Consider the following 26,381-nt stretch of genomic DNA (forward strand, 5'->3'; position numbering starts at 1 on the left):
AAACAAAAAGGATTCGATTCCCGGCCGGTGCGAGTCGGTTCGTGATGCAGGTCGGGTCAGCGCGAAGGCGGGCGTGAAACCGGAAAAACGGTTTTGTAACCTCCTCCCGGAGATAGTATCGTGACGGTACTCGACGCATTCAAACTGGACGAGCGAGTGGCGATCGTAACTGGCGGGAACCGCGGTATCGGTCGTGCTATCGCGACGGCCCTCGCAGAAGCGGGTGCGAACGTCGTAGTTGCGAGTCGTGACCAAGCGCAGGCCGAGACTGCGGCGGGGGAAATCGAAACGAAAACCGGTGCCGAAGCGCTCGGAGTGGAGTGTGATATTACCGACGAGGGTGCGGTGACCGCGATGGTCGAGGCGACCGTCGAGCGGTTCGGCGGCGTGGACGTACTCGTGAACAACGCCGGAATCGTCGTCCACGAAGCCATCGAGTCGATGACGCTCACCGAATGGAACGACGTCATCGAGACGAATCTGACCGGAACGTTCCTCTGTTCGCGCGCCGCCGGGCGGGAGATGATGGACGACGACGGCGGCGTCATCCTCAACGTCTCCTCCATGTCGGCGTCCATCGCGAACTACCCCCAGCGGCAAGTGGCGTACAACGCGTCGAAGGCGGGGTTAGAGGGATTCAAGACGCAACTCGCGTCGGAGTGGGCGGAGCACGGGATCCGAGTGAACAATCTGGCTCCGGGGTACGTCGCCACCGACAACGCGGACCAAGGCGCAGAAGTCGCGGAGGACGCCGTCGAAACCTGGACGGGAGAGATGCTACAGGACGAGATGGCCACGCCCGAGATGCTCGGGCCGACGGCGGTGTATCTCGCGAGCGACGCGTCGGCGTACATGACTGGGGAGACGGTGGTGCTGGACGGTGGCTACACCGTCCGATAGTATCGTCGTTGTATTCCGTCAGATAGCGCTGCCGTTGGATCCCGGTCAAAAGTGCTGAAAAATGTCGGGCGACGGTTCGTTCGGACTTGAAAACCGTGTTTTCCCTCGCGTGGTGGCTGCTAGCAAGAGTCGAAATCTTTACCCCGTCTTCGGGGAATGATGTGGATGACAGTTCATGAAGAAGGAAATGACGACGATGGATTTCCTCGACCGCGCCGTGGACCTCTACGACGACGTGGTCGGCGTCATCGCGGACGACGGCACGGAGTACACCTACGCGGAGTTCGACGAGCGGGTCAGTAGCCTCGCGAACGTACTCGCCGAACACGGCGTCGAACGGGGCGACCGCGTGGCGATGCTCGCATCGAACACCCACTACTTCCTCGAAGCGCTGTACGCGACCAACCATCTGGGCGCGGTGTACGTCCCGATGAACTACCGCCTCGTTCCGGAGAACTACGAGTACATCCTGAACGACTGTGCGGCGTCGGTCGTCATCGCGGATTACGACTTCGCGGGGAAGGTGGAGGCCGTCCGCGACTCGATTCCGGCGGAAACGTTCATCGGCTACGAGGCCGACGAAATCGACGGCGACTGGGAGGACTACATGTCGCTCGTGGACGAGGCGTCGGTCGACCCGCCGGAACGCGCCGACATCTCGGAGGACGACGACGCCAGCATCAACTACACGTCCGGGACGACCGGCGACCCGAAAGGCGTCGTCCGAACCCACCGAACGGAACACTGGCACGCGCTCGTCCTCAACCAGCACATGGAGATTCGGGACGACGACACGTACCTTTGGACGCTCCCGATGTTCCATTGCAACGGGTGGGGCCACACCTACGCCATCACGGGCACCGGCGGCACGCACGTCTGTCTACGGAAGTTCACGCCGGAACGAACGCTCGAAAAGATTCGGGACAACGACGTGTCGTTCATGTGCGGCGCGCCGACGGTCCTCAACCGGGTCATCGCCTACAAGGAGAACAACCCGGACGTGGAGACGACCGGCGACAGGGAAGTACGCATCGCCACCGCCGGGAGCGCCCCCGCGACGGCGACCATCGAAACCGTCGAGGACGAAATCGGCTGGCGCATCATCCACATCTACGGCCTGACCGAGACCGCACCCATCATCACCACGTCGAACTCGCCGCGCCGCCTCGCCACGCGCGGGCGCTCGCTCAAGGTCAAACAGGGCAGCGAGACGCTCTGTACCGACCTCCGCGTCGTCCACGACGACGGCACCGACGTTCCCGCAGACGGCGAGACGATGGGCGAAGTCGTCGTCCGCGGCAATCAGGTGATGGACCGCTACCTCAACAAGCCGGACGCGACCGAAAAAGCGTTCAACGACCGCATTTCGGGCTACTTCCACACCGGCGACCTCGCCACCATCGACGAGGACGGGATGATTTCGATCCAGGACAGGAAGAAGGATATCATCATCTCGGGCGGGGAGAACGTCTCCTCCATCGAAGTCGAGGACGTCCTCTACGATCACGACGACATCGCCAAAGCGGCCGTCATCCCCACGCCGAGCGACGAGTGGGGGGAGTTGGTGACGGCCGTCGTCGTCCCGAAACCGAGCGTCGAACTTTCCGAAGACGACGTGGAGGCGTTCTGCCGCGAACGAATGGCCGGATACAAGATTCCGCGCAAGATTCTGGTGCAGGAGGACCTTCCCGAGACGGCGACCGGGAAGGTACAGAAGTACCAACTGCGAAAGGAGTTCTGGGAGGACGAGGAGCGACTTGTCGGTCAGGGATAGGCTAAGAGCGACAGAGACGGATTTAGGGGCCGGATAGGGGCGGTCCAGATTTTTCTCGGCATGTCGAGCGAACGGACTGAACAACCGACAGACACACCATGTCTGAGAGCGTTATGGCCCTCGGGGGAACAACAGTGAGCCGATACGACATGAAGGCGGAACGAGTCGAAAGCGAACGAGAACGTACGAGAGGGGGACGATGACATGGCGTTCATAGACACGCTAATCGTCTTCATCGTCAGCCTGCTCATCGGCGGTTTCGGTATCTACGTCGGCGCGAGGGTGACGACGGAGTACGCGGGAAGCTACGGCCACGCAATGATCACGGCGCTCATCGGAGCCGTCGTGTGGGGCATCATCAGTTTCTTCGTCGGATGGATTCCGATTCTCGGGGCGCTGTTGGCGCTCGTCGCGTGGATCGGCGTCATCAACTGGCGATATCCCGGCGGGTGGGGGACGGCCATCGTCATCGGACTGGTGGCGTGGTTCGCGGCCGCAATCGTCCTCTATCTGTTCGCGCTGTTCGATATCGTCGCCTCGGGGGCGCTCGGAATTCCCGGCGTCTGAGTCACCACCCCGAGAAATGTCGACCTTCAGTAGTAGTTAGCGGAGTTCCGGCGTCCAGACGGACGAACACAGCGAGAGTCGCGTTTCGCGTGAGCGGACCCACCACGCGATGGCGGCCGTTCCGACGGCGATAGCGCCGACGCCGACGAGACCCGCCTCGGGGCCGAACGGTCCGCCAGTGAACACGCGCGGGCCGACCTGTTCGGTCGCGACGACGGTCACGGGCAGGCGAAGCCCGCTGACCGAAAAGCCGTAGACGCTCGTCTGAAACAGGTTCCACGAGATGTGCAATCCGATGGAGAGACCGAGTTCGCCGGTCAACAGATAGCCGGAAGCGAGCATGATTCCGGCGAGGACGATGACGAACGTACTCGTGAGCGTCGCGTTCGGGTTGAACACGTGTCCGACGCCGAAGAGGATCGAAGAGCAAAGCGTCGCAACCGCAACCGCCGCGTCGCCGGACAGCCACCGGAACCAGCGGAACCCCTCGGCGAGGTTCGTGAGGAGATAGCCGCGCACCAGCAGTTCCTCGCTGATGCCGACGAAGACGAAGAGGAGGACGGACGTGCAGAAGACGACGACGAACGACAGGCCCGAAACCGTCCGGAAGGTGCCTGTGATGCGAATCCACCCCAGCGCGAGTTCGACCACGAATATCGCGGTCATGAGCGCCGCGCCGAGAGCGAGGCCGAAACCGAAGTCGAGCCACCAGGACCGCGACAGGTGAAGGCCGAAGTCGGCGAACCGTCGCCGGTCGATGAACCGCCCGACGAGGTACGTGAACAGGACGACGACGACGAGTTCGAGCGACGTTTGAAACAGCAGGGTGCCGAGACGCCCGAACGACGCGAACTGGAACCCGACGAAGACGGACACCAACACCGGACGAAGCGAAAACGCCGCCGCGAGCGAGACGATTCCGAACACGATTGCGGCGACGACGAACCGCCACGGGAGGCGAAGGCGTCGGTCCGCCGCGTTCCAGAAGACGTTCTTTATCGAAGCGAGCACTGCGGGAGACTACGACGAGGTGGCTGTTAATTCTTGAGCCGTCGAGAGTTTCGATTCACATCGTCAAACTTTGATGAAAAGGAGGAGAATACGGAATTTCCGTATCGTGACCTCGGCGGCGTTATCGGCACTCAGTTTCGGAGAGATTCACGTCGAGCGACGGCATCGTACTCGCTCCTTCGCCGCCATTGGCGCCGATGCTCGTTTCGAAGCCGACATCGACCGCTTCGACGGGGGAGATTTGGTCGCGAATCTCGCCGTCCGGATACGCTTTCGAGTGGACGTTGACGTAGGTCTTTCCGCCGGCAATCTCCGTCGTGAGGTCGTCGAGCGAGGACCCTTCGTACGGTCCGACCAAATCGTCGTCGGAAATCGTTCCAGTAGCGACCACACTACCGCCGAACAGGTGCTGTTCTTCCGTGGCGTCGCCGTCGACGAGATTGACGATGTGTGGACCGCTTTCGCCCGATTCTCCCGTATGGATGTGCGCCTTGGTTACCGGTGCGTCGAGTCCGAAGGCGAGGAGGCCGTATTCGAGTTTCTCGTCGGTCGTCCGACGGAAGACAGCGACACCTCGTCCGTTGCTGTCAACCGGGGGGACTTGCTTCTCCCCGGTCAGCAAACCCGTACTGTAGAGTTCGGTCGATGGTGGCTCTTCGGAGGCCGAGTTCGAATCGGTTTCGTCGTTTCCGGTGACGACACCGGCGCTGATGCCACTGAGAGCGACGGTTCCGAGACTCAGGAGTTTGAGCGTTTCTCGCTTATCGGTGTCTGGCATTGTGGGACCGATTCAGTAATCGGTTCGGAATTACTAAGATATTGTTGCCACATATTTGGACATGATATAGTGAATATATAGAATGATATGAACACTGTTCTATTCACGACAGGGACGGACGATTACGTATCCATTCTTCGATGCGTCGATACGCATTCGGTCCCGGATTCCGAAGGGACATCACATGCCTTCAACCTTGGATCGGAATCTCGACGGAAACGTCGTCCTGATAACCGGCGGCACGAGCGGAATCGGTCGGGAAACGGCGCTCGCGCTCGCGGACCGCGGTGCCTCCGTCGCAATCGTCGGTCGGAACCGCGAACGTGGACGGGATGTGACGCGCGAAATCGATAGGAGAAACGGCGACGGGTGGGCGGAACTGTACGTGGCGGACCTCGGTTTGCAGGAAGGCGTCCGCAACCTCGCAGCGGAGTTCAGGAATCGACACGGCAGACTCGACGTGCTGGTCAACAACGCGGGGACGTTCCGCAACCGGCGGACGGAAACCGAGGACGGCGTCGAAGCCACGTTCGCCGTCAACCACCTCGCGCCGTTCCTGCTCACCCATCTGTTGATCGATTTGCTCGTCGAAAGCGCGCCCGCTCGAATCGTCACCGTCACCTCCGAACTGCACGAACGCGGCACCATCGACTTCGGCGATTTGGGTCGCGAGAACGAGTACGACGACATGGAGGCGTACGCCCAGTCGAAATTGGCGAACGTCCTGTTCACACGCGAAATAGCCGAGCGGCTCCGCGGAACCGGCGTGACCGCGAACGCCGTCAACCCCGGTTTCGTTCCAGAGACGGCGTTCACCCGCGAAGCCTCGCTTCGCGGACGACTCACCCTAGGTCTGTTTTCGATTCTTCCTCTGCCGTTCACCAAGAGCGTCGAGGAGGGTGCGGAGACGGTTATCATGGCCGCGGCATCACCCGAGATGGCCGACGTGACCGGTGAATATCTCAGCGACGGAAGGATCGCGGAATCCTCCGAGGAGTCGCGTGACAGGAACGTCCGAAAGCGGTTGTGGGACGTGAGCGCCGGGTTGGTCGGGATTTCGCCGGAGTACCCGATTCGGTAGTCGAGCGATATCGACTGGAACCGTTTTGTCCGCTCGCTTCCAACCACCATCCGGGGGAGACCATGACTGACGCACTGCTAGTCATCGACATGCTGAACGACTTCGTAACCGGGAAGATAGCTGCCAAGCGGGCGGAGAACGTCCTTTCGCCGCTCGACCGACTCGTGACCGCGGCGCGCGAGAACGGCGTTCCGGTCATCTACGCGAACGACGCCCATCGGCCGGAGGACTTCGAGTTGGACGTGTGGGGCGAACACGCCATGCGGGGGACCGAGGGCGCGGCGGTGATTCCCGAACTCGAACCCGAGGAGGAAGACCACGTGTTCGAAAAGCGCACCTACGACGCGTTCTACGGGACGGGGCTGGACGAACATCTCAGAAGTCTGGGCGTGGACCGAGTGATCCTGACCGGCCTGCACACGAACATGTGCGTTCGCCACGCGTCGGCCGGGGCGTTCTTCCGCGGTTACGACATCCTCGTCCCGGAGGATTGCGTCGAGGCGTTCAGCGAGGAGGCGCACGCGGAAGGGCTCGAATACCTGAAAGACGTGTACAACGCGGAGATAACGACGGCGGACGAACTCATCGAAGAGTGGAAAAAAGCCGCGTCGGCCGACGCGGTGAGCGACGAGGGAACGGTGCAGTGATCGACCCGGCGAACCAGTAATCGATGCGGTGAACTATCGTCGGCGGAGGGATCGAACCGTCTCTTGTAGCCGCTGAAGTGACGGAAGAGGGTCCTGGGTCCTCGTTTCCGCGGTCGTTGAGCTTTTCGAACCCGCAGCATCGGGTGTCCGAGAATCCGAACGCGACACGTCGCGCGTCGTGGTCCGCGGCCGCGATTCGGTTTCGGGTTCGGGTTCGGGCACCGTTTCGGCCCGTTCTGCTTCCGCTTCCGACCGCCACGTTGGAAGACTTACAGGAAGGTCGATGGAGATGTTCGACGCGACTACGCCGGTCAGCAGACCCGTCGAGGACGCCAGCACCGCGGTTTGGAGTTCGAGACGCCCGAACCCCTTCGGGTCGAATTGCAGGAGCGTCCACACCAATCCGGAGACGAACAGGACCACCCCGGCGGCGGTCAGCCATTCGTTCGTATCGGACGCGTCTTCCCGGCCCGTAATCCGCATCACGGCGATGCCCGTGACGAACTGGAGGGCGAACACCGTCGCGAGAAACCCGAGGACGGAAACGGCCGCGAACGGGTCCCACGACGGAAACACGGACGTGAACCCGCCGAGGATGTCGGCCGGGACGAGACCGTCGACGAACCGGAGGACCGCCACGAGAACCGCGGCGGTCACGGCGTCGATGACGCCGAGAATATCGACGAGCAGTCCGATTTCGCCGTCGAGGAGCGCACGCGCGAGGTCACGAACCGTCCGACTCCCGGCGAGTTCCGCGAGGAGGAAGAGGCCGAACGGCGGAATGGCACCGAAAACGAGGGCGTACCGTGCGAGACGGGAGGGAATTTTGCTCCGGCGCGCGCTCTGCACGACGAACCAGACGATGGCGGCGAGCGGAACGAGTGCGAACGGCGATTCGTGGAGGACACCGATGGTCGTCTCGAACATGGAGGTGGGCAGTCGAACAGAGCATGGCAGTTCCGCGTAGAGAAACTTTCGGCTCCGATCGGGAAACCGAAACTATCAGTTCGGAATGAAATAGTGGACGGGGACGCCCACGGACTAGCAGTCGGACTGGAACGGTATCCCGGCTTTCGGTTCGAGGGTGAGCTATTCGATTTCGATTTCCACGACCTCAGGGTCGTCGAAGTCGTCGTCGAGCGGGTCGTGAGCGAGGTCCTCCAGCACCAGTTCGATGTTTCGCACGTTGGCCTTCCACACTGCGTCGATGATACCGCCGACGATGGGAAGCGAGCCGCCGACCACGTCGATGCTCACGTTCGCTATCATCCGGAGGAGGGTGGTGAACGAGACGCCCAAGCGCGCCGCTTCGAGGACGAGGTACAGCGACAGACCGGCGCTGATGACGTCGCCGACGCCCGGAAGCGCGCCGAGAATGGGGTCGAGACCGATGCGGAAATCGGTCCCCGGAATGCGCATGAAGTCGTCGAAGACGCGCGCGACGGTCCGCATTCGGTCTATCGCCGCACGGTCCAGCGTCGGCGGTAACTCGCCCTCGAAATCGAACTCCTCTTTCAAGTCCGAATGGTCGTTCATGGGTTCATCTGATCCCGAAACGCAATAAAGCCGACGGCAGTATCGAGGACGAGCGTTCGGCTTCGAACGGCGCTCACACGGCTCTCGAGAGGCGTTCGTGCTGATACGTACCGCCGAACTGGAACGCGCCTTCCGACGAAAATTCCGCCACAAAGCATTTGCATGATTCGCCGAGCCTTTCACACGTGACGATAGTGTCACGGCGTACCGAACGATAACGGCGTGTGACCGTCAAAAAAACGAGCGGATAGCCGCTCTCCGTGCTATCGTCACAATGCCTCTGACTTCCGATACCGATGCGTCTTCGGGCGCATCGGTTTTCCTGATTCCGACGAGTCCGTGCCGATGGATGATGGTATATGTACACAACCATCATGGTTTTGCACGGCGTACGGTCGTACATGTCACGGAGGATCGTGGTGGAAACCGCGAGAACGGAGCGCGGGGACCACCAGTGGCTGGAGACGTTCACCGATTCGCCGGGTCGCGGGGACGAGTACGACGCCGTCACGTCGCTATCGTGGAACGGACCGGAGCGAAATCAGGAGGGGACGTTACGCCGCGGGAAACTGCCGAAGCTCGATTTACCGTCGTATCTGAACTACTGGTACTACCACCTCAAGTGGGGGCTGAAGAAGGAAGGATTGGTCTCCAGACTGTACGTGCCGAACATCTACGAGGCCGATGCGGAGTACATCGAGAAGTACTTTCCCTACGTGACCGTCGAACGGATACTCGAACGGCGGGGATGGCGACAAACGGACGAGCGACGCCTCGAAGATGGACGTATCCGATACACGTGGACGAAACCGCAGAAGCGCGAACCGGTCAGCGAGTCGGCAAAGCAACTCGTGACGAGGGTGCGACGGAGACGGGTCACGTGAGGGATGTCAGTGAGAATTGGGGCATGCTCACTCGGAGCGACCAGCGGCCGCATCGACCACGCGGCCGAGAAAGAGGACGGTATCCGTCGGTTCGTGGCGAATTAGGAACAGAAACGGTCGATTCACGGCCATTTCGAACGGGTTCATCGGTGCCGACGTGACGCCCACCTCGACGGCCGTCGCGGCCGCCGCCTCCGTTCCGTTCTCGTCCACGTCGATGACGCTCTTGTAAACTACCCCACCCTGCTCGCTTGCGGGATACCCCGCTCGCTCCCTGAGGGTGGGGCTTTGATGTGGACTCCCGGCAATCAGTCACCAGCAATTGGCCGGTGACTCTTGCCGTTCACCATCCCACCATTCACACGCACGTCTACTGGTGCGTCTACGCTCCCCGACGTGGGCGAGGACCGTAGTCTGTGGTGTCGCTTTCGAGCATACCGTAGCCCAATGTTTTTCGCCGCGTTGTAGTCCGCATTCACTTCATAGCCGCACTTCTGGCAGTGGAAGTGTTCGCCGTCGCGGTTGCACTCGTGGGTGAACCCACAGTCCGTTCGAGAACAGCGTTGAGACGTGTGGTTCGGTACAACCTGCTTCGCCGTGACGCCGCGTTCTGGAGCCTTGTACTCGACGTACTCGAACAGACGCCGGAACGCCCAGATGTGGTGCCACTTCGCGTGTGGAAGCCGTTCGCGGATATCGGTCAACTCTTCAAACACGATTACGTCACAGTCGTTCTCGACGGCTTCCGTGATGATTTCGTTGGCGACTGTGTGGATGTACTGCTTTCGCCATGCTTCTTCGTGTTTTCCGAGGCGTAGAAGCGCGTTGTGCGCGGCTTGGCTGCCGCGCTGTTGCATCTCACCACGTCGTTTTTCGAACTCACGGCACCAGTGGTCGTAGTCATCGCCCTGCCAGAACGTACCGGTTGAAGCGACCGCGAGGCTGTTAACGCCGAGGTCGATCCCGAGGACTGTTTGGTGCTCGGTGTCTGTCGAAACCTCCGGGTCGTCTTTACCATCACTGTCGTACTTTCGAGTGGTGATGTGGAAGTAGAACTCGTCGGTCGCCTTGTCGTATTGAAGTGTACTCGCTCGGAACTCGTGGTCTTCCGAGAGGACGTATCGTTCGTAGGGCGTGGGACTACTCGCCGGCAGTTCAAAGTCGCACTCGACACGTCCGTTGACGGTCGAGAGGGAAACACGGTCGCGGTAGAAGGTCGCACTGCGCTTGTCGTAGACCATGCTCCACGATGTGAACTTCGGTTGGCTCACTCGTTTGCCTTGTTTCCACCGCTCAACGCATCCTTTCGTCGCTTGCACGGCGCGTCGGATGGCTTCTTGAACGAGATTCGCGGTGAGGTCTGTTTCTGCCCGCAACTCCTTGTAGAGTGCGTTTCGTGCCGTTGTGTTGGCAGTGATGCAGTTTTTGTAACTGGCTTCGTCCCAGCAGAACTCGCTCGCACGGTTTGCACAGTGAAGGAACTGGCAGGCGGATTCGTGGAGGTCGTCGCGCCGCTCTTCAGGAACAGTGAGTTTAACCGCTGCAGTTCGACGCACCTCCATGGTTCAGATTATAACCCAACGGTACTTAAATATAAAGAAGTCGGGTAGCGCCCGTACTGCGGTTGTGTAATCCTGTGTCGGTTTCCTCTCCGGCCTACTCGCTCACTTCGTTCGCTCCTTGAGGCCGGAGGCTCCACCTCGCACTATGCTGAAGGACGCTGTCGATGGAGAGGTTCTCGCCCGTCTCCCCGATGTCGGCCATTCCGCTGAAGTCGGCACTCGGGGAGAACGCGCGTGACATTCCGAGATCCGAAAGCGTCGCGCCGAGGTCGAGCGACGATTCGAGGGAGAACTTCGGCAGCGAAATCGACCCGTCGGTTCGTTCCATCTCACCCACCAAGGTCGCCAATCGGTCGGCGGAAAGCGAAGCTGCGAACTCCTCGAACGTCCCTTCTCTCGGAAGGAGGACGACCATCTCGACTTCGTCGCCGACGTACGGGAGTGCTATCAGTTGATGTCCATCGACGGCGGCGTAGGGAAACGAATCCGATTGGGACATGATCGGCATCTTCGATTTCGTGCCGTCGAGGGCGGTGAACGGTCGCCGCTTCGTGTTCACTTCGGGGAACGTGCTATCCCACGTCGCCCAGAAGTAGATGGCGTTGGTGAGGACGAGTCGCGTCCGCGCGTCGAGGGCAGTTTTCGGCAGCAGGTCGGGAATCTTCCCGTCCGTTCGGTCGGCGACCCATGCGTTGATGGTTTCGGTGGCGTCGTCGGCATGCTCCTCGAAGTCACAGACGTGCAGACTGGCGTCGTAGTACGTCCGAAGCGTCGTGAGGAAATCCTCGCGCCACGGGTAGTCCTTCTGCCCCCAAATCGCGTTCGCGGTGGTCAACTGGAACGGGGTCCCCTGCTTTTTCTCGGTGTCCGCCCGTTCGGCGGTGGTTTCGAGTCGCTCGGCCGTTTCGCCGAACGCGGCGTGGAGCGGCTCACCGTCGAAGGGGAAACGGAGGGCGTTCGCCATTCCGTCCCGCGTCTCGCCGCGCGCACCGGCGTACGTCATCGCCAGCGCCACGGAAGCGCTGAACGGGGAGAGGAACTGGTTTTCTTTCGGATTCTCCTCGGCGAGCGAGGAGAGGAGCGTCAGGCCGAACTCGGCGTTTCCGCGAGCGAGCGTTTCGATGGCCGTCTCGTCGGTCGAAACGGAGTTCGACTTCTCGGTTCCGGTCAGCGTTTCGGGGTCATTTTCCGAACCATCGGATGCCGGGGAGGCGGAGGACGAAAGACAGCCCGAAAGGAGCGTTCCGGCGGCGAGCGCGCTGGAGAGGGCGAGAACGCGGCGGCGGGTGGGTGCCATATCCTCAGTTACCCGTCGACGAACAAATATGTACCCAAGACTCAAAAAACCGTTTGAGATATCACGTGACGGAGTGGATTACGAGTCGTCCGCTCGTTCACCGTTTCGGCGCGCGAAGAACACCTTCGGTTCCATCGTGAGTTTCGTTTCGCCGTCCTCGTTTTCCATTTCGAGGGAGAAGGAAACGAGGCCCCGAGTCGGGTCGCTTTCGAGCGGTCGTTTGTCGGTGACTTCGAGCGTGAGCGAGAGGGTTTCGCCTGGCTTGACCGGGGCGGGCCACGTCACGGATTCGACGCCGGGCGAGCCCAGACTGCCGCTGTTTTCGAAGAAGTTGTCCACGAGAATTCGCATCGAGATGGCGGTGCTGTGCCATCCGCTGGCGACGAGTTCGCCGAACATCGACTCGGCGGCGGCGTCCAAATCGACGTGAAATTCCTGTGGGTCGTACTGTTCCGCAAAGGAGAGGATCTCCTCCTCGGTGACGGTGTAACTGCCGAACGATTCCCTGTCGCCGACGACCAAGTCCTCGAAATCCCGGTTACTCATGCACGATGGTTGGCGGAGGCGGGACAAATAGCCGAGGGCTGGGGAAATCGACGTGCTGATACTCAATCGCCCGTCGTCGGCGAGGAAGACGACTCGCCGCGGCCACGTGGGATGTAGTAGGCGAATCCGACCGCGAGGAGGGACACGACGACGGAGAGCGCGAAGACGGTCGTCAACCCGTCTGTCAGAATCGTCGCCAATCCGGCGGGCGGCGTGGCCGAACCGAGGAGACGCTGTTGGAGTTGACCGAGGTTCGAAACGCCAGAAATCGTCGTCAGTCGGTCCCGGATGACGAGGTTCAGGGCGAACCCAAGGAGCGCGACGCCCATCGTCCCGCCAAGGTTGCGGAAGAACTGCTGTGAGGAGGTGACGACGCCCATCTGTGCCGTCCCGAAGTGGTTTTGAATCGCCGTCAGCAGCGGCGGTGTCACCATCCCCATGCCGACGCCCATCACGAACACGTTGACGACGATGACCGGGAGCGACGTTCCGGCAGTCCAGAGGACGGTTGCCGCGCCGAAACAGAGGACGAGAAGAACGGTCCCAACCGTGGCGAGTCGCTGTTCGCCGACGCGGTTTACCAGTCTCCCGGAGAGAAAGCTCATGCCGGACCAACCGATGGAGATGGGAAAGACCGCCAGCGCGGCACTTCCGGCACCGCCACGAACGCTTTGGAGGTAGAGCGGGATGTACGTAATCGCCGCGAACAGCACGAAACTCGTGAGAAACCCGGTCACGTTCGTCGTGATGAACACCGCGTCGTCGAACATCGACAGCGGAACGATGGGTTGGGTCGCGCGCCGTTCGACGGCGTAGAACAGGCCAAGGCTCACGATTCCGACGGCTATCAGCGGCAGTGCCAGCGAACTCGTCGTTTCGAGCAACTGGAGGCCGACGAGGAGCGTCCCGACGGCCACCGAGAGAACGGCCGCGCCGAGGAAGTCGATGTCCCGGTCGGCGCTCCCGGTTGATTCGTCTAGCGAGACGGCCACGAGGAGGACGGCCAGTAGGCCGACCGGGACGCTGAGGTAGAACACGCCGCGCCAGCCGACCGTTTCGACGATGACGAAACCGAGGAGTGGACCGACGACGCTCGAAATCCCCCACACGGTGCTTCCGAGACCGATGGCCCGCCCGCGCTCCTCGGGCGGGTACACCACGCCGAGGATGGTGTACGGGATGGCGAACATCGCGCCCGCGCCGATACCTTGGAGCGAGCGGAACGCGACTAATTGGAGCATGCTCCCTGCCGCCCCGCACAGGGCACTCCCGGCGACGAAGATGGCGGCGCCGACGAAGAATAACCGCTTTCGGCCGTAGATGTCGGCGAGTCGTCCGTACAGCGGCATCGAAACCGCCGCGAACAGCATGTAGGCCGCGAAGGCCCACGCGTACAGTTGCAGTCCCCCGAGCGACTGTACGACGGTCGGCATCGCCGTACTCACGATGGTCCCGTCGATGGCTGCGAGGAAGATCCCGAGCAGAACGCCCAGCGTCGCGAGCCGTCGATCTGTCATAGCGGTTCTTCGACAGCGGCGGGGAAATAGCCGACCCACAGGAAAGACGACGGGAGCGAACGTTCGCGTCCTGTGGATTCGAGATCCCTCAGCCGTGGTGTTCCGTCAGGTTGACCGCCAACACTGGAACCGTCGTCAACCGGATGACGCGCTCGGTGACGCTCCCGAGTACGAGATGACTGACGCCCGTGTTCGCGTGCGTTCCCATCACGATGGCGTCGATGTCGTTCTCCTCGGCGTAGTTCACTATCTCGTCGGCGGGGTTGCCGCTCACGATCGCCGTGTTCGTTTCGAGGCCGGCACGCTCGGCCGACCCTTCTATCGAGGAGACGGCCGTTTCCCCGGACGTCTTCAGATCGTCGTGAACCATGGACTGTGTCGATTCGGAGAGCGACTCCGCGAGTCCGGAATCCACGACGTGAAGGACGTGGACCGTCGCACCCGTGAGTTCGGCGAGCGAAATCGCTTCCTCGACGAACTGCTGTTCACCGCCGCTACCATCCGTCGGAACGAGGATCGAGTCGTACATCGAGTGGTCAAACGTCGGCAATCGAGATAGTGGTACTGCTTGCTTCACGGGTATCGAACGGACAAAATGGGGGATCGGCGGTTTTCCGCGGTCTCGCCGATCGGTCGATTCGCGGAGTATCGGCCGTTAATACGTGTGTTCCGACTCGTCCCTGTTTTTACCGACCGCCCCGCGGACCGAGGACGCGGTCCGTCGAACGAGGAATCGGACGTTTTCGCGGCGGCGGACGAACAGCCACACACCGAGGAGGACGTAGACGGCAGTGTAGGCGTACAGCAGCGTCAGACTGATCGAAGCAGCGGCCGGTTCCGAAACGGTTTGAAGCACGATGAACTCCGAGACGACCTGCGAGACGAACAGGACGAGGAGCGTGAGCGCTTCGCGAACGTCGATTTCGAAGTTCACGAGGACGCCGAGCGCGAAGAAACTCTGTGCAGCGGTGATCCAGATTTCCGCGGCCTGTTTCTGGTCGAACGAGAGCGTTCCGATGCTTCCCGAAGCGATGCTGTAGACGACGGCGAGGGTGCCGATGAGGAGCGTCCACTGGTTGAGCTTCGAGGAGATGAGCGCGTTGAATCCCGCCGTCGAACGTGCCTTGTTCACCAGATAGAGGACGACGATCAGTTCGGGCGACTCGGAGGCCAACGGGGCGATCCACTGAATCATGAAGAACTCGGGGATACCGAACGACGTCCCGAGCGTCTCCAAACTGTGGGCGAACGGGTGGACGGCCTCGAAAATCATGTAGCCGGAGTAAGCGAAGAGACCAAGGACGATAGCGACACGCGACCCCTTCGAGAACGACTGAAGATAGCCGGGAACGCCGCCATGGGCGGTCTCCTCTTCGACGTCGCCGCGGATGATGACGCCGACGTAGAGGACGTACAGGCCGACGAGGAAGAGCGTGTCCGCGATACCGATGCCGTTTCCGAGCGGAATAAAGAACGCATACACCGTCGCGACGAGCAGGAACGTGATTTCGAGGGCGATGTTCCGATCGATTTTGACGGCGTCGGCGAGGAAGCCCGAACGATGAACGACGGACGAATTTCTCGACTGCTTCGCTCTGTATATCGTGTAGAGAGCGATTCCGGACCAACCGAGCCCGATGAGAATTCGGTTCGCACCGGTCATGTTCGCGACGGCGAGGTTGGCGTCGTGACAGGCCCGCGCGAGCGTCCCCGGGTCCCCGCTGGCGATGGCTTTTGCCGACAGTTGCTGGCAGACCTGCGCCGTCGCTCCGTTCGCGCCCGCGTTCCACGCATAGTAGGCGTCGACGGCGTACTCCGGTGCGACGGCCAGAATCGCCAAAATCGCTATCGCGAAGCCGCGGGGAACGTCTTTCTCGGCAGTTTCGGCACCCCACGCGAGCATGAACGAAGCGCCGACGATGGCGAGACCGGTCATCCCAACGATGAGAAGGGCCGGCGGATCGGATAGCGGATCGAATCCCCCCACGACGAGCCATGGAAGTGTGAGAGCGACAACCGCACTGATCGCAAGTAGTGGTCGTTTCTTCATGATATCTGTAATTCGGTCCTATGTCAAAAAACACAAGATAAACCAGATAGTGCTGTTTTCACGGGAGAGAAACCCTGTGTGTCGATTGTAGGGGTGAAAAGAGCCAAAGAGTCAATTTGGCGGATAGAGCATCTATCATGGCCCATATCGGCAGGTATAGCGATAGCGAGAGGTATTGTCAGCGTACGCTCCCGTTTGTAGTCATATTTTTGATGTGGTCACCATTCACGGATGGCGGATGAGACGGCCCTTTTTAATTACCGGTCGGACGTAAGGCGAGACATGCCGAGCGAACCCCAATTCGAACTGTACGAGGATAACGCCGGAGAATGGCGCTGGCGGCTCGTCGTCGCGAACCGTAACATCATCGCGGACAGCGGCGAGGGCTATTCGTCGAAGCAAGGAGCAAAGCGAGGCATCGAGAGCGTCAAGAACAATGCATCCAACGCACGTATCGTCGAAAAGTAACGAGGGAGAGCGGCGAGACAGAAACGGTTGGTGTCGTACACATTGTTCGTATGTGATGTCCACTCAAAACCGTCACATCGAACCGTCGTTACACTCTGGACGAGGGGTGTCCAACCGTTCAAGTTCACAACACCTCGTATCCGCTAACCATCGCCGTCATGTACGGAGGAGTGCGAAAGAGGTCCGGCGAGAAGGTGCTTGACCGATTTATTCTCCTCCGTCTATTCCCTTTTGTCCGTTTCCTTCTGTTTCCTTTCGTCTGTTTCCTTCTGTTTCCTCCGTCAGTTTCCTTCATTCTGTTTCCTTGCGTCTTTCACTCTTTATCGGGTAGAGGTGATAGGGATGTTATACTGGCGACTTACGTCTATTTGCCTTTGAATTCTACGGATATACACTCTACACGTTGTGTGTGTGGAAGGCGTAATTATTTATACCACGCGCACGCTGGCTGTCGTATGTCCGATGAGCCTCCTCGTCTCTCCGATTTCGATACCACGGACGACCCGGCGAGCGACCCCTTGTTCAACGTGGACGATGACACCGCGACGCAGGTGTTCGAACGAAAGGAGTTGCTGAAGGTCGGTCACGTGCCACAGAGTACGCGCATCGTGGGTCGGGACTCCGAAATCGAGTCCGTCGCGGCCGAACTCCGACCCATCGTCAGGTCCGATCCGCCGAACAACGTCATGATTTACGGCAAAACCGGGACCGGAAAGTCGCTCGTCACACGGCACGTCACCGAGCGAGCGCGACAGGCCGCAAGAGCGCAGGAAGTCGCCGTCGGAACCGTCTACGTGGACTGTGCGCAGCACAATACCCACACGCGCGTCGCGCGGTCCATCACGCGAACGCTGAACCTCGACGAAACGGGGATATCCATCCCACGGACCGGTATCGGAAGCGGCGAGTACTACGACTATCTGTGGGAGGTTCTCGACCGCTGTTACGACGCTGTCATCATCATCCTCGACGAGGTTGACCGCCTCGAATCGGATGACGTGCTGATGCAACTGTCACGTGCGCGCGAGTCGGGAAAGGCCGACTGTCATCTGGGAATCGTCGCCATCAGCAACAAAATCGAATATCGAGATCGATTGAACGAGCGGGTGAAAAGCAGCCTTCGCGAGGAGGAGTTCGTGTTCCAACCGTACGATGCGAATCAACTACGGGACATCATGGAACATCGGCGCGACGCATTCAAGGAGGGCGTCCTGACCGGGGACGTGATTCCGTTGACGGCGGCGTTCGCCGCACAGGAACACGGTGACGCTCGCAAGGCGATCGAAATCCTCCGTCACGCGGGGGAACTCGCGGAACGACAGGGCGACGAACTCGTCACCGAGGAACACATCCGCGATGCGCAGGAATGGGCGGAGGTGGACCGTTTCGAGGAGTTGCTCCGCGGGTCGACGACGCAGGTGAAGTTCATCCTCTACGCGCTCGCACTTCTGACGAAGGAAAATCGGGGTTCGGAGTTTTCGACGAGTGAGATTTTCAGCCGGTATCAACGGATTTGCAAGGAGTTAGAGGCGAACGTGTTGAGCGAGCATCGAGTGTACGAACTGCTCAAAGAACAGGCGTTTCTCGGCGTCGTAGAATCGACCCGAACCGGCGGTGGTCGCGGGCAGGGAAGCTATCTCGAACATCGACTCGTGCAGGATACCGATATCGTCCTCAAATCCGTCCTCCGCGACAGTCGATTCGACGGCGTCGACGAGTAGACGGCCCGCCTCGAACTCCGACGCTTCCGATCGAAGGAGTGCTCATACTCGCACGGGAAGAAGGAGAGGAGGATAAAGATAAGTGTGAAGAACCATTGTCAGACGTACGGCGGACACCCCTTGTCCAGAGTGTAATAGCGACGAAAGGGAGATATTCGTTCGGAGATGTCGAAGGAATCTGTAATAGGCAAACCGAAGGAATATTTCCTTGAAGAGCGGAGAAGGACCGTTTCATCGGCGGTCAAGGCGGATACCCCGACCCTTGAGGTCGGGGAGGAAGCCGACAATCCCCTTCACGAACCACGTTCGATAGCAAGGCCGACTCCCCACACTTAAGTAAATACTATTAAATATCTTCAAACTCACTGATGAAGTATGGAGGTTGTTCGGAACATCCAAGTCAAACTCGACGTTTCCAACGAGGACTACGAAGTCCTCGATGAGACGTTCAAGTAGTTCCGACACGCGGCCCAACATGTCGCTGACCACGGATGGGACGACAACCCCTACAACATCACGGACACCAAGAACACGCTCCACAAAGAAACGTACTCTGACGTTCGTGAGAAACTCTCCTTATAATCCAGTCTTGTTCAATCCGCGAGGAATCTCGCGGCGACCGCACTCGGGAACTGCAAAGACCGCAAATTCGACGGAAACAAAGCCAGCAAACCCACGTTCCGTGGAAGTGTCGTAGTGTACAACGGTCGCACGATAACGTACAACGACGACCACGTATCCCTCGCCACCATAGACAAGCGTGTGACCGCCGAATACGTCACACCGGTCAACAAGGACGGCACGCCGTTCGCGAAGTACAGGACAGATGAGTGGGAGAAACGCGAAGCAACGCTCCACAAGCGCGATGGCACGTACTACCTCCACGTCGCCGTGAAGAAAGAAGCCGAACCTGATTCTTGCGACGAAGAATCCGAGAACGGAGTGGTTCTCGGTGTTGACTTGAACGTGGATGGATGCGTCGCTGTCACCAGCACGGGAGCGTTCCTCGGCAACGCAGACTACCTCAATCACCGCCGCGACGAATACGAACGTCGGCGCGGGAACCTGCAACAGACAGGGACTCGTTCCGCACATCTCACCATCAAGAGCATCGGGTCACGGTTCGCCCGGTGGAGTGCGGACTACCTCCACCGAGTCTCCAAAGCGATTGTACAGGAGGCTGTGGAGAACGATTGCACGGCTATCGCGTTCGAGAACCTGAAACACATCCGAAAGCGCATCTCGAACGCTTCAAAGTTCCAGCAATGGGCGTTCCGTGAACTGCAACGCCACGTCGAATACAAAGCCGAGGAATACGGCATTGACGTGGACGACGTTGCACCTGCGTACACGAGTCAACGATGCAGTCACGGTGAGTGTGGGTTTACACACGAGGACAATCGTGATGGTGACGAGTTCGAGTGCCTGAAGTGCGGGAAAGAATTGCATAGCGATTATAACGCCGCTCGGAATATCGGGTGGCGTCTTATCCAGCACTGGCTCAAGTCTGGTGCTAGACGAGCCACGAGTCAGCTGGCTCTGAAGTCAGGGACAGTGAACGCGAACGGTCGATTTAGACCTACCGCTTTGCGCGGTTAGAGCGGGAGTCCACTGACAAGCCTCGGGGCTTGACCCCGAGGCAGTTGACTTGGAGACGTGTTTTGAGCGGAAAAGAGAAGAGGGAGAGAGGACACACACCCCTCGTCCAGAGTGTAACGGTGGAAGGGGTGGGGTGATGGTGGGCGGGGCAGGTGGAAGTCAGGAGTGGGATGGACGTAAACGAAGACGAAACGGTTCAGAGCGGTTCATAGAAGGAGGATATCGAGCGATCGTAACAAAGGCGTTGTCAGATTGTCAGTTCGAACGGTAGCCCGAATTACTTGTTGGTGTGGTAATGTAAAGAGGGATAAGATGACAATATAGGAATAGTATGAGACGGTTACAAAGTTATCGTACGATTCCGTAAGATTTTATCCTACTCGCAATGCAGAATTAAACCAGTATGTATAATACAATAGAACGCGAAAAGTCTATTAAGTTAAATTCTATTTAATAAAAGACGAATAACTATTCGTCTTCGACCTCGCTCCAGTCGAAGCGACGCATCCGATGTCGGTTTCTAAAATCACGTTGTTATGCTATCGTATCCCACCTCCGATCGTTTTTGTCTCTCTTTTTCTCACTTCCTTTCCCATCACTAGTTCCTCTCCCCGTCTCCAATTACTGTCCCCTATCCCGATTCCCTGTTACCCTTCCTGTACTCTCCGTGCTTCCTCCCCCGCCCACCCTCCACCCACCCCCACCCTTTCCCCGTTACACTCTGGACGAGGGGTGTGTGTGCACACAAGTATATAAAATATCTTTCATTTGGTTGCTCATCTCGATTTTACAGGTCCGCTCGAAGTTCGATGAAGAGGCGTTCCTCGCGGTCCGCGAGCGTCGTCGCCTGCTCGCTCGCCACCTGGAACAGTCGCCGCTGCTCCGCTCCGTCCGTCTCACTCGCCCGTTTGAGCGTGTTTCCGAGTTCGGTCCACTCGTCCGCGACGGCGTGGAACCGCTCGGAAACCTCGCCGTCGAGTCCCAGGTCCGTCCCGACCTGGTCGAGAAAGTCGGCGTACAACCGGCGGAACGCACCGCCGCCGGTGCCCCGCCGTTCGATGTTCTGATAGGCGAAGCGGGCACACCAACTCGCGTCGTCCAATTCGGTCCACGTCGGAAGGTCTTCGGCGAACCGCCGAATTCCGTCGACGCCCTGCGATTGCCACCCGCCTTCCTCCGACGAGAGCATGAACTCCGCCGTCCGACGAACCGCTTTCCGTGCAGCCATCGTGCGGCCGCTCTCGATCGTCGGGTCGGTGACGACGAGCCATCGGTTGTCGAGCGGGCCGAACCCGTAATCCGAATCCCACGCGTCTCGGAGGTGGGAACGGGGCAGTCGCTGTATCGTGTCGAACTCGCTGTCGGAGAGGAGCACGTCGTCGCCGTCGACTCCGACACAGAGGAGGATGTGGGGACCGAAGTGAGTGTCCGTTCCGAAGTAATCGAGGTAGTAGAGGTCCACGAACAACATCGCCGGAACGTCGTCCGCGAGTGCGCTCTCGACGGAACGCCACGCCGTCCCCCACGATTCCCCGCTCGATTCCTCGTAGTCGATGCCGAGCGTCTCGAAGAACCCTGTCTCCAACTGCCCGTTGCGACCCATAATGAGGCGGCTCGCCGGGCCACGCTCGTAATATCCGAACCCAAGTCCTGCACCAAGTCCGAAACAGTGCGATTCGTCGAAGCCCCAGTCGTAGTAGTCCGATAGGTTTCGAAGCGACGAGGAACCACAGTGTGCCCCCGGAGTGTGGGCATACTCGGAGAGTTGCATGTCTAGTCGATAAACTCGCCGAATTAAATAGTGAACGTCTTCATCTTTCGAATTGGCGATCTCGAGCTATCCCTCAACGCCCGGCTGATGTATTCTTGCATTGTCACTTTCTCATGCGAAACCGGTACTGTCTCACTGAATTTACAAAATTTACCAACTCAGCAAATAGATTTTATCCTATGTCAAATCTGTAACTACTTCTAGAAGGGTATAGAATTAAGTGTCATAGTCTACAATCGACAATGCGATGCAAAATAATAAGGGCAGGAACGGTGTGGTATCTGATATTACTCGGCGTTCGTTTTTACGTTTCACGGGTGCCGCAGTTACTACTTCCGCTTTTCTCGCAGCACAGGGAAAGAGCAACGCTGCGATTCGGACCAAATTTACCATCCGCGAAGATACGCCGGACGAAACTGATGTTTACGTAACCGATACGCAGAAATCGGGGCCGACAGCGGTCGTGGTGGGCGGCATACAAGGCAACGAACCTGCCGGTTACAAAGCAGCCCGTGATATCAAAACGTGGTCGATAGACCAGGGAACCCTCGTCACGATTCCACAGGCGAATCCGGTTGCGAATCGACGCGGCACCTACTTCAACGATAAGGGAAACCTCAACAGGAAATTCCCACCGGGGAAGACACCCACAACACCGCTTGCACGGGCAATCTGGGGCGTTATCGCATCGTACGATCCCGATGTCGTGATCAATCTCCACAGTTCAAGGGGTATTTATCAAGAAGACGTTGGTCCGAATGGCGTTGGACAGGCCATCTATCCCACGACCGCTTCGGGTGCTGCTCAAGACGCAGCCAACACGAAAGGGTATATGAACCTGTACCACCTTGACGATTCGCTTCCCGACTACTATCGATTTAAGCGCGGCAACCTGATCGGTGGAACACGTCCGCTGCTCATTCACAAGGTTGATGCTGATCTCGGTGAACCGGGCTTTATCGTCGAGTCGACCCGATACGGAACGGATCTACAAACGCGTACGCGTTGGGAACTCAACATCGTTCGACACCTACTCGGACGACAAGGAATCCACCGAACGTACGAAAATTGAAATCGGAATGATGTCGGTTGCATGGCTATTCAACCGTCCGTGTCATTCGAAACCGTCACTTCACACGCTATCGTTCCGTCTTCGCCCCTTGAATCGGTCACTTGTCTCCCCGAGATTTAATTTGCACTTCGACGCCGTTCGGTCGGTAGGCGTTCGCCGCGTAGCCGCCCTCGTTCCACGGATAGGTGTCCTCCGGAATCTCCGCCCAATCGTCGAGGACTTTGATGCTGGATGGTTGTGTCCGTCCCTTCTCGTCGGTTGCACGCGAGAGCAGCGTGACCGTGCTTTCTGTCTCGGACTTTGGCTTCCACGTATGGGTGAACAAGCGCCATGCGCCGCTGTAGTTCGGGCCGTACAAGTCGGCGTCGTGCCACGACTCGCCGTCATCCGTCGATATTTCGACCCGAGTGACCTTGTCGTCGCCCGCCCACGCCACGCCTCGAATCTCGACCCGTCCGTTCGCGTCGGGCGTCACCGGGTGTCCCCCGTCCGGTTTCCCGATGAGCGACATGACGTTCTCGTCGAAGGTGTACGGATATTCCACGTCGCCGACGAGTTGGTCCCACGTGTCCGCCGTCGGGACCGTCTCCTCGATGTCGGGTTCGGCGTCGGCCGGATGGATGCGGTAGGCACCGTGTTGCCAGTAGGTGTAGGTTCGTCCATCCTCCTCGTCGGCGAACGTCGCATCGGTGACCATCGTGTCCGTTATCCGAAGCTCTTCGACCCACTTGACGCTGTTCGTCCCGTACCACCCGGGGACGACGAGTCGGACGGGATAGCCGTGTTCGACTGGAAGGGTCCGTCCGTTCATCTCGTCGGCGAGGATGCAATCGTCGAGCGCCTTCGCCAGCGGAATCGATTTGACGTACACGTCGTCGTCCGCAGGGACGTCCCCGCCGACGGCGGTGAGCCAGCGCTCCGAATCGTCGTTCACGTCCACCCCGCAGTCTTCGAGCACCGCCCGAACCGGCGTTCCGCTCCACATTGCGTTCCCAACGGCTTCCCATCCCCACTGAACGCTTCCTGTTTCCGGGTCGTGTTGTCCGCGGTTGTTGCCGGCACATTCCATCGTGTGTGCAACGGCGACCGTCGGATACTCCTCCCGGAGCGCCTTCATTGAAAGGGATTTTTCGTCATCGACATTTGTCACCCGAAGTTGCCACGACTCCGCATCGGCGTCCGGCATGTCGTTTCGGTGGCAGACGAAGTGCTCTTCTATCGGTGTCAACCAATTCGCAAACGTCTGCCGATTCGCCGCACCGACGACCGTGTATCGGTCCTCTTCGTCACGTGCTTCCCGTGTCCCCGATTTTCGTTCGAGAATTTCCTCGATTTCTCCGCGGCGTGAATTACCCCGTCCTCCATCGCTCATGTATGGTATCCTCAATCACTTATGCCAAAATCGTTCCGGCGTGATATACAGACGGTTTTTTCGCGACGCTCGGTCATCATCGTTCCAGCAAACGGCTTCTGGAACTCTCGTGGGCTATCGGCTGTGCACTTGACTCTTTTCTCCACTGATCAGGCCATTCATATATATTATATTATTTTAGTGCTTGAGATAATCCACCCAACCAATTGGCTGATGATGCCTGTTCGATATTACGTCTCCCATTAGTAACGGATGTTTGCACATAACTAATTGCTTTTATCTATTGTTTTGCTACGATGTCAGATAATGAGTCAAGAGGCGAACTTAGATTCGATCGAACACGGCGTTCGTTCCTTCGTCATGCCGGAGTAGCGGCTACCACTTCAGCATTTCTCGCTATGCAAGGAACGAGTCAAGCTGCCATTCGGACCAAATATACTATCCGCACTGACACGCCGGACGAAACCGATGTCTACGTAACCGACACGCAAAAATCGGGACCGACGGCAGTCGTAGTTGGTGGAATACAGGGGAACGAACCTGCTGGTTACGAAGCAGCGGAAGATATCAAAACGTGGTCGATAGATCAAGGTACACTCATTACGATTCCGAAGGCAAATCAGGTCGCAATTCGTCGCGACACCTACCATAATGATAACGGAAACCTCAATCGAAAATTCCCGCCAGGAGAGACGCCTACGACACCACTTGCACGGGCGATTTGGGGTGTTCTTACATCATATGATCCGGATGTCGTGATCAACCTCCACAGCTCTAAAGGTATTTATCGGGAAGATGTCGGCCCGGATGGTGTTGGACAGGCTATCTATCCCACGACTGCTTCCGGCGCTGGTCTAGATGCGGTGAACACAAAACAGTATATGAACCAATACCACCTCGACGAGTCGCTTCCTGACTACTATCGGTTCAAACGAGGTAACCTGATCGATGGGGACCGTCCGTTACTCATCCATAAGGTCGATGCCGACCTCAACCAGCCAGGGTTCATTGTCGAGACGACTCGATACGGAACAAGCCTTCAAACGCGTACGCGTTGGGAACTCAATATTGTCCGGCACCTGTTAGGAAGAAATGGGATCCACCGAACATACGAAAATTGATATTAAGTAGATTGAACTCCGAAGTAGATGGTCCCTGAACGGGTTCTTGCCACTATTCTACAGAAAACACAATGAGAGTGCCTCAGGGTCTGATCACGAGGGTAAATCGCGTACCTTGCTTCAGACTTGTTCCGTGCGGTTGATGTATCATTCCATAGTCTGACTGCTCATCTCTCCGGTCATCCCCACATAGAACGACCGTTCGCTAAAGCCACTGCCCTAGAACACTTTCGCCAACAACGGCTCGTGCAGTTCCCATATCTCTTGGGCGCTGTCGCTCTTAATCATCCGAACGATTTCGCTAAGCGTGTTTCAGGTGTTCTACAGGAACAGGTGTACGTGGTCGGGAGCAATGTGCAACGAGAAAATGTCGTATCCGTACCGTTCGACCACAACTAGGAGAACCAATGCCAGAAAGTAGCGCGATCAAAGCGCCGTATCCGGTGGAAGGTACTCGACTTTCAGCACAAGCTTTCGACGTGGCTGGTCAAAGCGTACGACGTAGTCGCGGTCGAATACTTTGATGTGAAGCCGACGTCCTGTCCTGCCCCTGTAACGAACACTGTTTTGTCTTCAAGCTGCATACGTGCCTCTTGGTAGCTAAAAACTTGCTTTTTCGTACGAATGGAAAAGATTCGGCGTCGAAACGGCTATAGTTGGAGGAGTTCGACCGCGTTTCCGTCCGGGTCCCGGAGGAAGCAAATCCGCGTTCCACTGCCGGTCATTTGCGGTTCGCTGATGGTTTCCACGTCGTCCGGTAGGTCCGCGTAAAATCCTTCGATGTCGTTGGTCTCCAACCCGAGGTGTATCGCACCGGTTTCGTACACGTCCTGGTCGTGTGTGTCACTTGCTTCGGTCTTTTCTCTTTCCTTACTCTCGTATTCGATGAGTTCGACTCGGGCCGTCTCGCCGCCGAGCTGAGCGAAGTGACCCGTTATCGCTCCGCTCCCAATGGCCGTCGAGAGTGCGTCGTCAGAGAGCGTGTACTGGTCAAGCAGTTCCAATCCGAGGACGTCTCGATAGAATTCGATCGCGCGGTCGAGGTCGGTGACGGAGATTCCGTGGTGGTGTACGGTCTGTTGTGCCATGGGTCCCCCTTCTCGTCCT

25 protein-coding genes and 2 pseudogenes are annotated in these 26,381 nt (G+C 58.8%); 13 read left to right on the top strand and 14 right to left on the bottom strand.

The window, feature by feature from the left end:
• Positions 1 to 120: 120 nt before the first annotated feature.
• From ACGYLY_RS22720 to ACGYLY_RS22730, 3 genes are all read left to right on the top strand, one after another.
• Positions 121 to 900 (top strand): SDR family NAD(P)-dependent oxidoreductase, encoded by a 780-nt coding sequence (locus tag ACGYLY_RS22720; protein ID WP_395285058.1) that lies wholly within the window; start codon positions 121 to 123, stop codon positions 898 to 900.
• 175 nt (positions 901 to 1,075) lie between these two features.
• Positions 1,076 to 2,674 (top strand): class I adenylate-forming enzyme family protein, encoded by a 1,599-nt coding sequence (locus tag ACGYLY_RS22725; RefSeq protein ID WP_395285059.1) that lies wholly within the window; start codon positions 1,076 to 1,078, stop codon positions 2,672 to 2,674.
• Between the two features lie 204 nt (positions 2,675 to 2,878).
• The gene (locus ACGYLY_RS22730; RefSeq protein WP_395285060.1) at positions 2,879 to 3,241 is read left to right on the top strand and encodes a hypothetical protein; all 363 of its coding nucleotides are present in this window, start codon (positions 2,879 to 2,881) and stop codon (positions 3,239 to 3,241) included.
• Between the two features lie 36 nt (positions 3,242 to 3,277).
• Here the strand turns inward: ACGYLY_RS22730 and ACGYLY_RS22735 are convergent, their stop codons facing one another.
• Positions 3,278 to 4,252 carry a lysostaphin resistance A-like protein gene (locus tag ACGYLY_RS22735; protein WP_395285061.1) on the bottom strand — a complete coding sequence of 325 codons (975 nt, stop codon included), beginning with the start codon at positions 4,250 to 4,252 and terminating at the stop codon, positions 3,278 to 3,280.
• A 121-nt stretch (positions 4,253 to 4,373) separates the two neighbouring features.
• Positions 4,374 to 5,030, bottom strand: coding sequence for a CHRD domain-containing protein (locus ACGYLY_RS22740; protein ID WP_395285062.1), 657 nt, complete (start codon positions 5,028 to 5,030; stop codon positions 4,374 to 4,376).
• A 184-nt stretch (positions 5,031 to 5,214) separates the two neighbouring features.
• On the opposite strand from ACGYLY_RS22740, the gene ACGYLY_RS22745 reads away from it, so the two are divergent.
• Complete coding sequence (locus ACGYLY_RS22745) at positions 5,215 to 6,111, top strand: SDR family oxidoreductase (protein WP_395285063.1); 897 nt, start codon at positions 5,215 to 5,217, stop codon at positions 6,109 to 6,111.
• Positions 6,112 to 6,173: 62 nt separating this feature from the next.
• Positions 6,174 to 6,758: a cysteine hydrolase family protein gene (locus ACGYLY_RS22750; protein ID WP_395285064.1), complete on the top strand. Its 585-nt coding sequence runs from the start codon at positions 6,174 to 6,176 to the stop codon at positions 6,756 to 6,758.
• Between the two features lie 33 nt (positions 6,759 to 6,791).
• On the opposite strand, the gene ACGYLY_RS22755 is transcribed toward ACGYLY_RS22750, so the two are convergent.
• A complete protein-coding gene (locus tag ACGYLY_RS22755; protein WP_395285065.1) occupies positions 6,792 to 7,685 on the bottom strand; it encodes a hypothetical protein in 894 nt (297 codons plus the stop codon).
• Positions 7,686 to 7,847: 162 nt separating this feature from the next.
• Entirely contained in the window at positions 7,848 to 8,294 is a 447-nt protein-coding gene (locus tag ACGYLY_RS22760; protein WP_231186600.1) for a DUF4112 domain-containing protein, read from the bottom strand.
• A 401-nt stretch (positions 8,295 to 8,695) separates the two neighbouring features.
• Between ACGYLY_RS22760 and ACGYLY_RS22765 the strand changes: the two genes are divergently transcribed.
• A complete protein-coding gene (locus ACGYLY_RS22765; RefSeq protein WP_395285066.1) occupies positions 8,696 to 9,178 on the top strand; it encodes a hypothetical protein in 483 nt (160 codons plus the stop codon).
• 27 nt (positions 9,179 to 9,205) lie between these two features.
• On the opposite strand, the gene ACGYLY_RS22770 is transcribed toward ACGYLY_RS22765, so the two are convergent.
• From ACGYLY_RS22770 to ACGYLY_RS22800, 7 genes are all read right to left on the bottom strand, one after another.
• Positions 9,206 to 9,490: a serpin family protein gene (locus ACGYLY_RS22770; protein ID WP_395285402.1), complete on the bottom strand. Its 285-nt coding sequence runs from the start codon at positions 9,488 to 9,490 to the stop codon at positions 9,206 to 9,208.
• Positions 9,487 to 10,740 (bottom strand): RNA-guided endonuclease InsQ/TnpB family protein, encoded by a 1,254-nt coding sequence (locus ACGYLY_RS22775; protein ID WP_395285067.1) that lies wholly within the window; start codon positions 10,738 to 10,740, stop codon positions 9,487 to 9,489. Before ACGYLY_RS22775 ends, ACGYLY_RS22770 begins: the two co-directional genes overlap by 4 nt.
• A 94-nt stretch (positions 10,741 to 10,834) precedes the next feature.
• Complete coding sequence (locus ACGYLY_RS22780) at positions 10,835 to 12,037, bottom strand: serpin family protein (RefSeq protein ID WP_395285068.1); 1,203 nt, start codon at positions 12,035 to 12,037, stop codon at positions 10,835 to 10,837.
• Between the two features lie 78 nt (positions 12,038 to 12,115).
• The gene (locus ACGYLY_RS22785; protein ID WP_395285069.1) at positions 12,116 to 12,583 is read right to left on the bottom strand and encodes a MaoC family dehydratase; all 468 of its coding nucleotides are present in this window, start codon (positions 12,581 to 12,583) and stop codon (positions 12,116 to 12,118) included.
• Between the two features lie 62 nt (positions 12,584 to 12,645).
• Positions 12,646 to 14,100, bottom strand: a complete 1,455-nt coding sequence (locus tag ACGYLY_RS22790) for an MDR family MFS transporter (protein ID WP_395285070.1) — start codon at positions 14,098 to 14,100, stop codon at positions 12,646 to 12,648.
• 88 nt (positions 14,101 to 14,188) lie between these two features.
• On the bottom strand, positions 14,189 to 14,629 hold the full coding sequence (locus ACGYLY_RS22795; protein ID WP_395285071.1) for a universal stress protein: 441 nt from the start codon (positions 14,627 to 14,629) through the stop codon (positions 14,189 to 14,191).
• A gap of 126 nt (positions 14,630 to 14,755) precedes the next feature.
• Complete coding sequence (locus ACGYLY_RS22800; protein WP_395285072.1) at positions 14,756 to 16,150, bottom strand: sodium:calcium antiporter; 1,395 nt, start codon at positions 16,148 to 16,150, stop codon at positions 14,756 to 14,758.
• A gap of 282 nt (positions 16,151 to 16,432) precedes the next feature.
• Here ACGYLY_RS22800 and ACGYLY_RS22805 point away from each other — a divergent pair, with 282 nt between their 5' ends.
• The 4 genes and pseudogenes from ACGYLY_RS22805 (at position 16,433) to ACGYLY_RS22820 (ending at position 19,938) form a co-directional block, all read left to right on the top strand.
• On the top strand, positions 16,433 to 16,618 hold the full coding sequence (locus ACGYLY_RS22805) for an HVO_2922 family protein (protein WP_231186592.1): 186 nt from the start codon (positions 16,433 to 16,435) through the stop codon (positions 16,616 to 16,618).
• A gap of 455 nt (positions 16,619 to 17,073) precedes the next feature.
• Positions 17,074 to 18,339, top strand: coding sequence for an orc1/cdc6 family replication initiation protein (locus tag ACGYLY_RS22810; protein WP_395285073.1), 1,266 nt, complete (start codon positions 17,074 to 17,076; stop codon positions 18,337 to 18,339).
• Positions 18,340 to 18,504: 165 nt separating this feature from the next.
• Positions 18,505 to 18,675, top strand: coding sequence for a hypothetical protein (locus ACGYLY_RS22815; protein ID WP_395285074.1), 171 nt, complete (start codon positions 18,505 to 18,507; stop codon positions 18,673 to 18,675).
• Positions 18,676 to 18,714: 39 nt separating this feature from the next.
• Positions 18,715 to 19,938, top strand: a pseudogene (locus tag ACGYLY_RS22820) (RNA-guided endonuclease InsQ/TnpB family protein).
• Positions 19,939 to 20,725: 787 nt separating this feature from the next.
• Here the strand turns inward: ACGYLY_RS22820 and ACGYLY_RS22825 are convergent.
• On the bottom strand, positions 20,726 to 21,709 hold the full coding sequence (locus tag ACGYLY_RS22825; protein ID WP_395285075.1) for a BtrH N-terminal domain-containing protein: 984 nt from the start codon (positions 21,707 to 21,709) through the stop codon (positions 20,726 to 20,728).
• A 247-nt stretch (positions 21,710 to 21,956) separates the two neighbouring features.
• On the opposite strand from ACGYLY_RS22825, the gene ACGYLY_RS22830 reads away from it, so the two are divergent.
• A complete protein-coding gene (locus ACGYLY_RS22830; protein ID WP_395285076.1) occupies positions 21,957 to 22,781 on the top strand; it encodes a M99 family carboxypeptidase catalytic domain-containing protein in 825 nt (274 codons plus the stop codon).
• Between the two features lie 97 nt (positions 22,782 to 22,878).
• On the opposite strand, the gene ACGYLY_RS22835 is transcribed toward ACGYLY_RS22830, so the two are convergent.
• Positions 22,879 to 24,153 carry a sulfite oxidase gene (locus ACGYLY_RS22835; protein WP_395285077.1) on the bottom strand — a complete coding sequence of 425 codons (1,275 nt, stop codon included), beginning with the start codon at positions 24,151 to 24,153 and terminating at the stop codon, positions 22,879 to 22,881.
• 296 nt (positions 24,154 to 24,449) lie between these two features.
• On the opposite strand from ACGYLY_RS22835, the gene ACGYLY_RS22840 reads away from it, so the two are divergent.
• Both ACGYLY_RS22840 and ACGYLY_RS22845 read left to right on the top strand, forming a co-directional pair.
• Entirely contained in the window at positions 24,450 to 25,274 is an 825-nt protein-coding gene (locus tag ACGYLY_RS22840) for a M99 family carboxypeptidase catalytic domain-containing protein (RefSeq protein WP_395285078.1), read from the top strand.
• 399 nt (positions 25,275 to 25,673) lie between these two features.
• Positions 25,674 to 25,808 (top strand): annotated as a pseudogene (locus ACGYLY_RS22845) (RNA-guided endonuclease TnpB family protein); the annotation flags it as partial.
• 116 nt (positions 25,809 to 25,924) lie between these two features.
• Here ACGYLY_RS22845 and ACGYLY_RS22850 read toward each other — a convergent pair.
• Positions 25,925 to 26,362 (bottom strand): VOC family protein, encoded by a 438-nt coding sequence (locus ACGYLY_RS22850; protein WP_395285079.1) that lies wholly within the window; start codon positions 26,360 to 26,362, stop codon positions 25,925 to 25,927.
• Between the last annotated feature and the right edge of the window lie 19 nt (positions 26,363 to 26,381).

This window comes from Haladaptatus sp. CMAA 1909 (assembly GCF_043952005.1).
Lineage (GTDB): Archaea > Halobacteriota > Halobacteria > Halobacteriales > Haladaptataceae > Haladaptatus.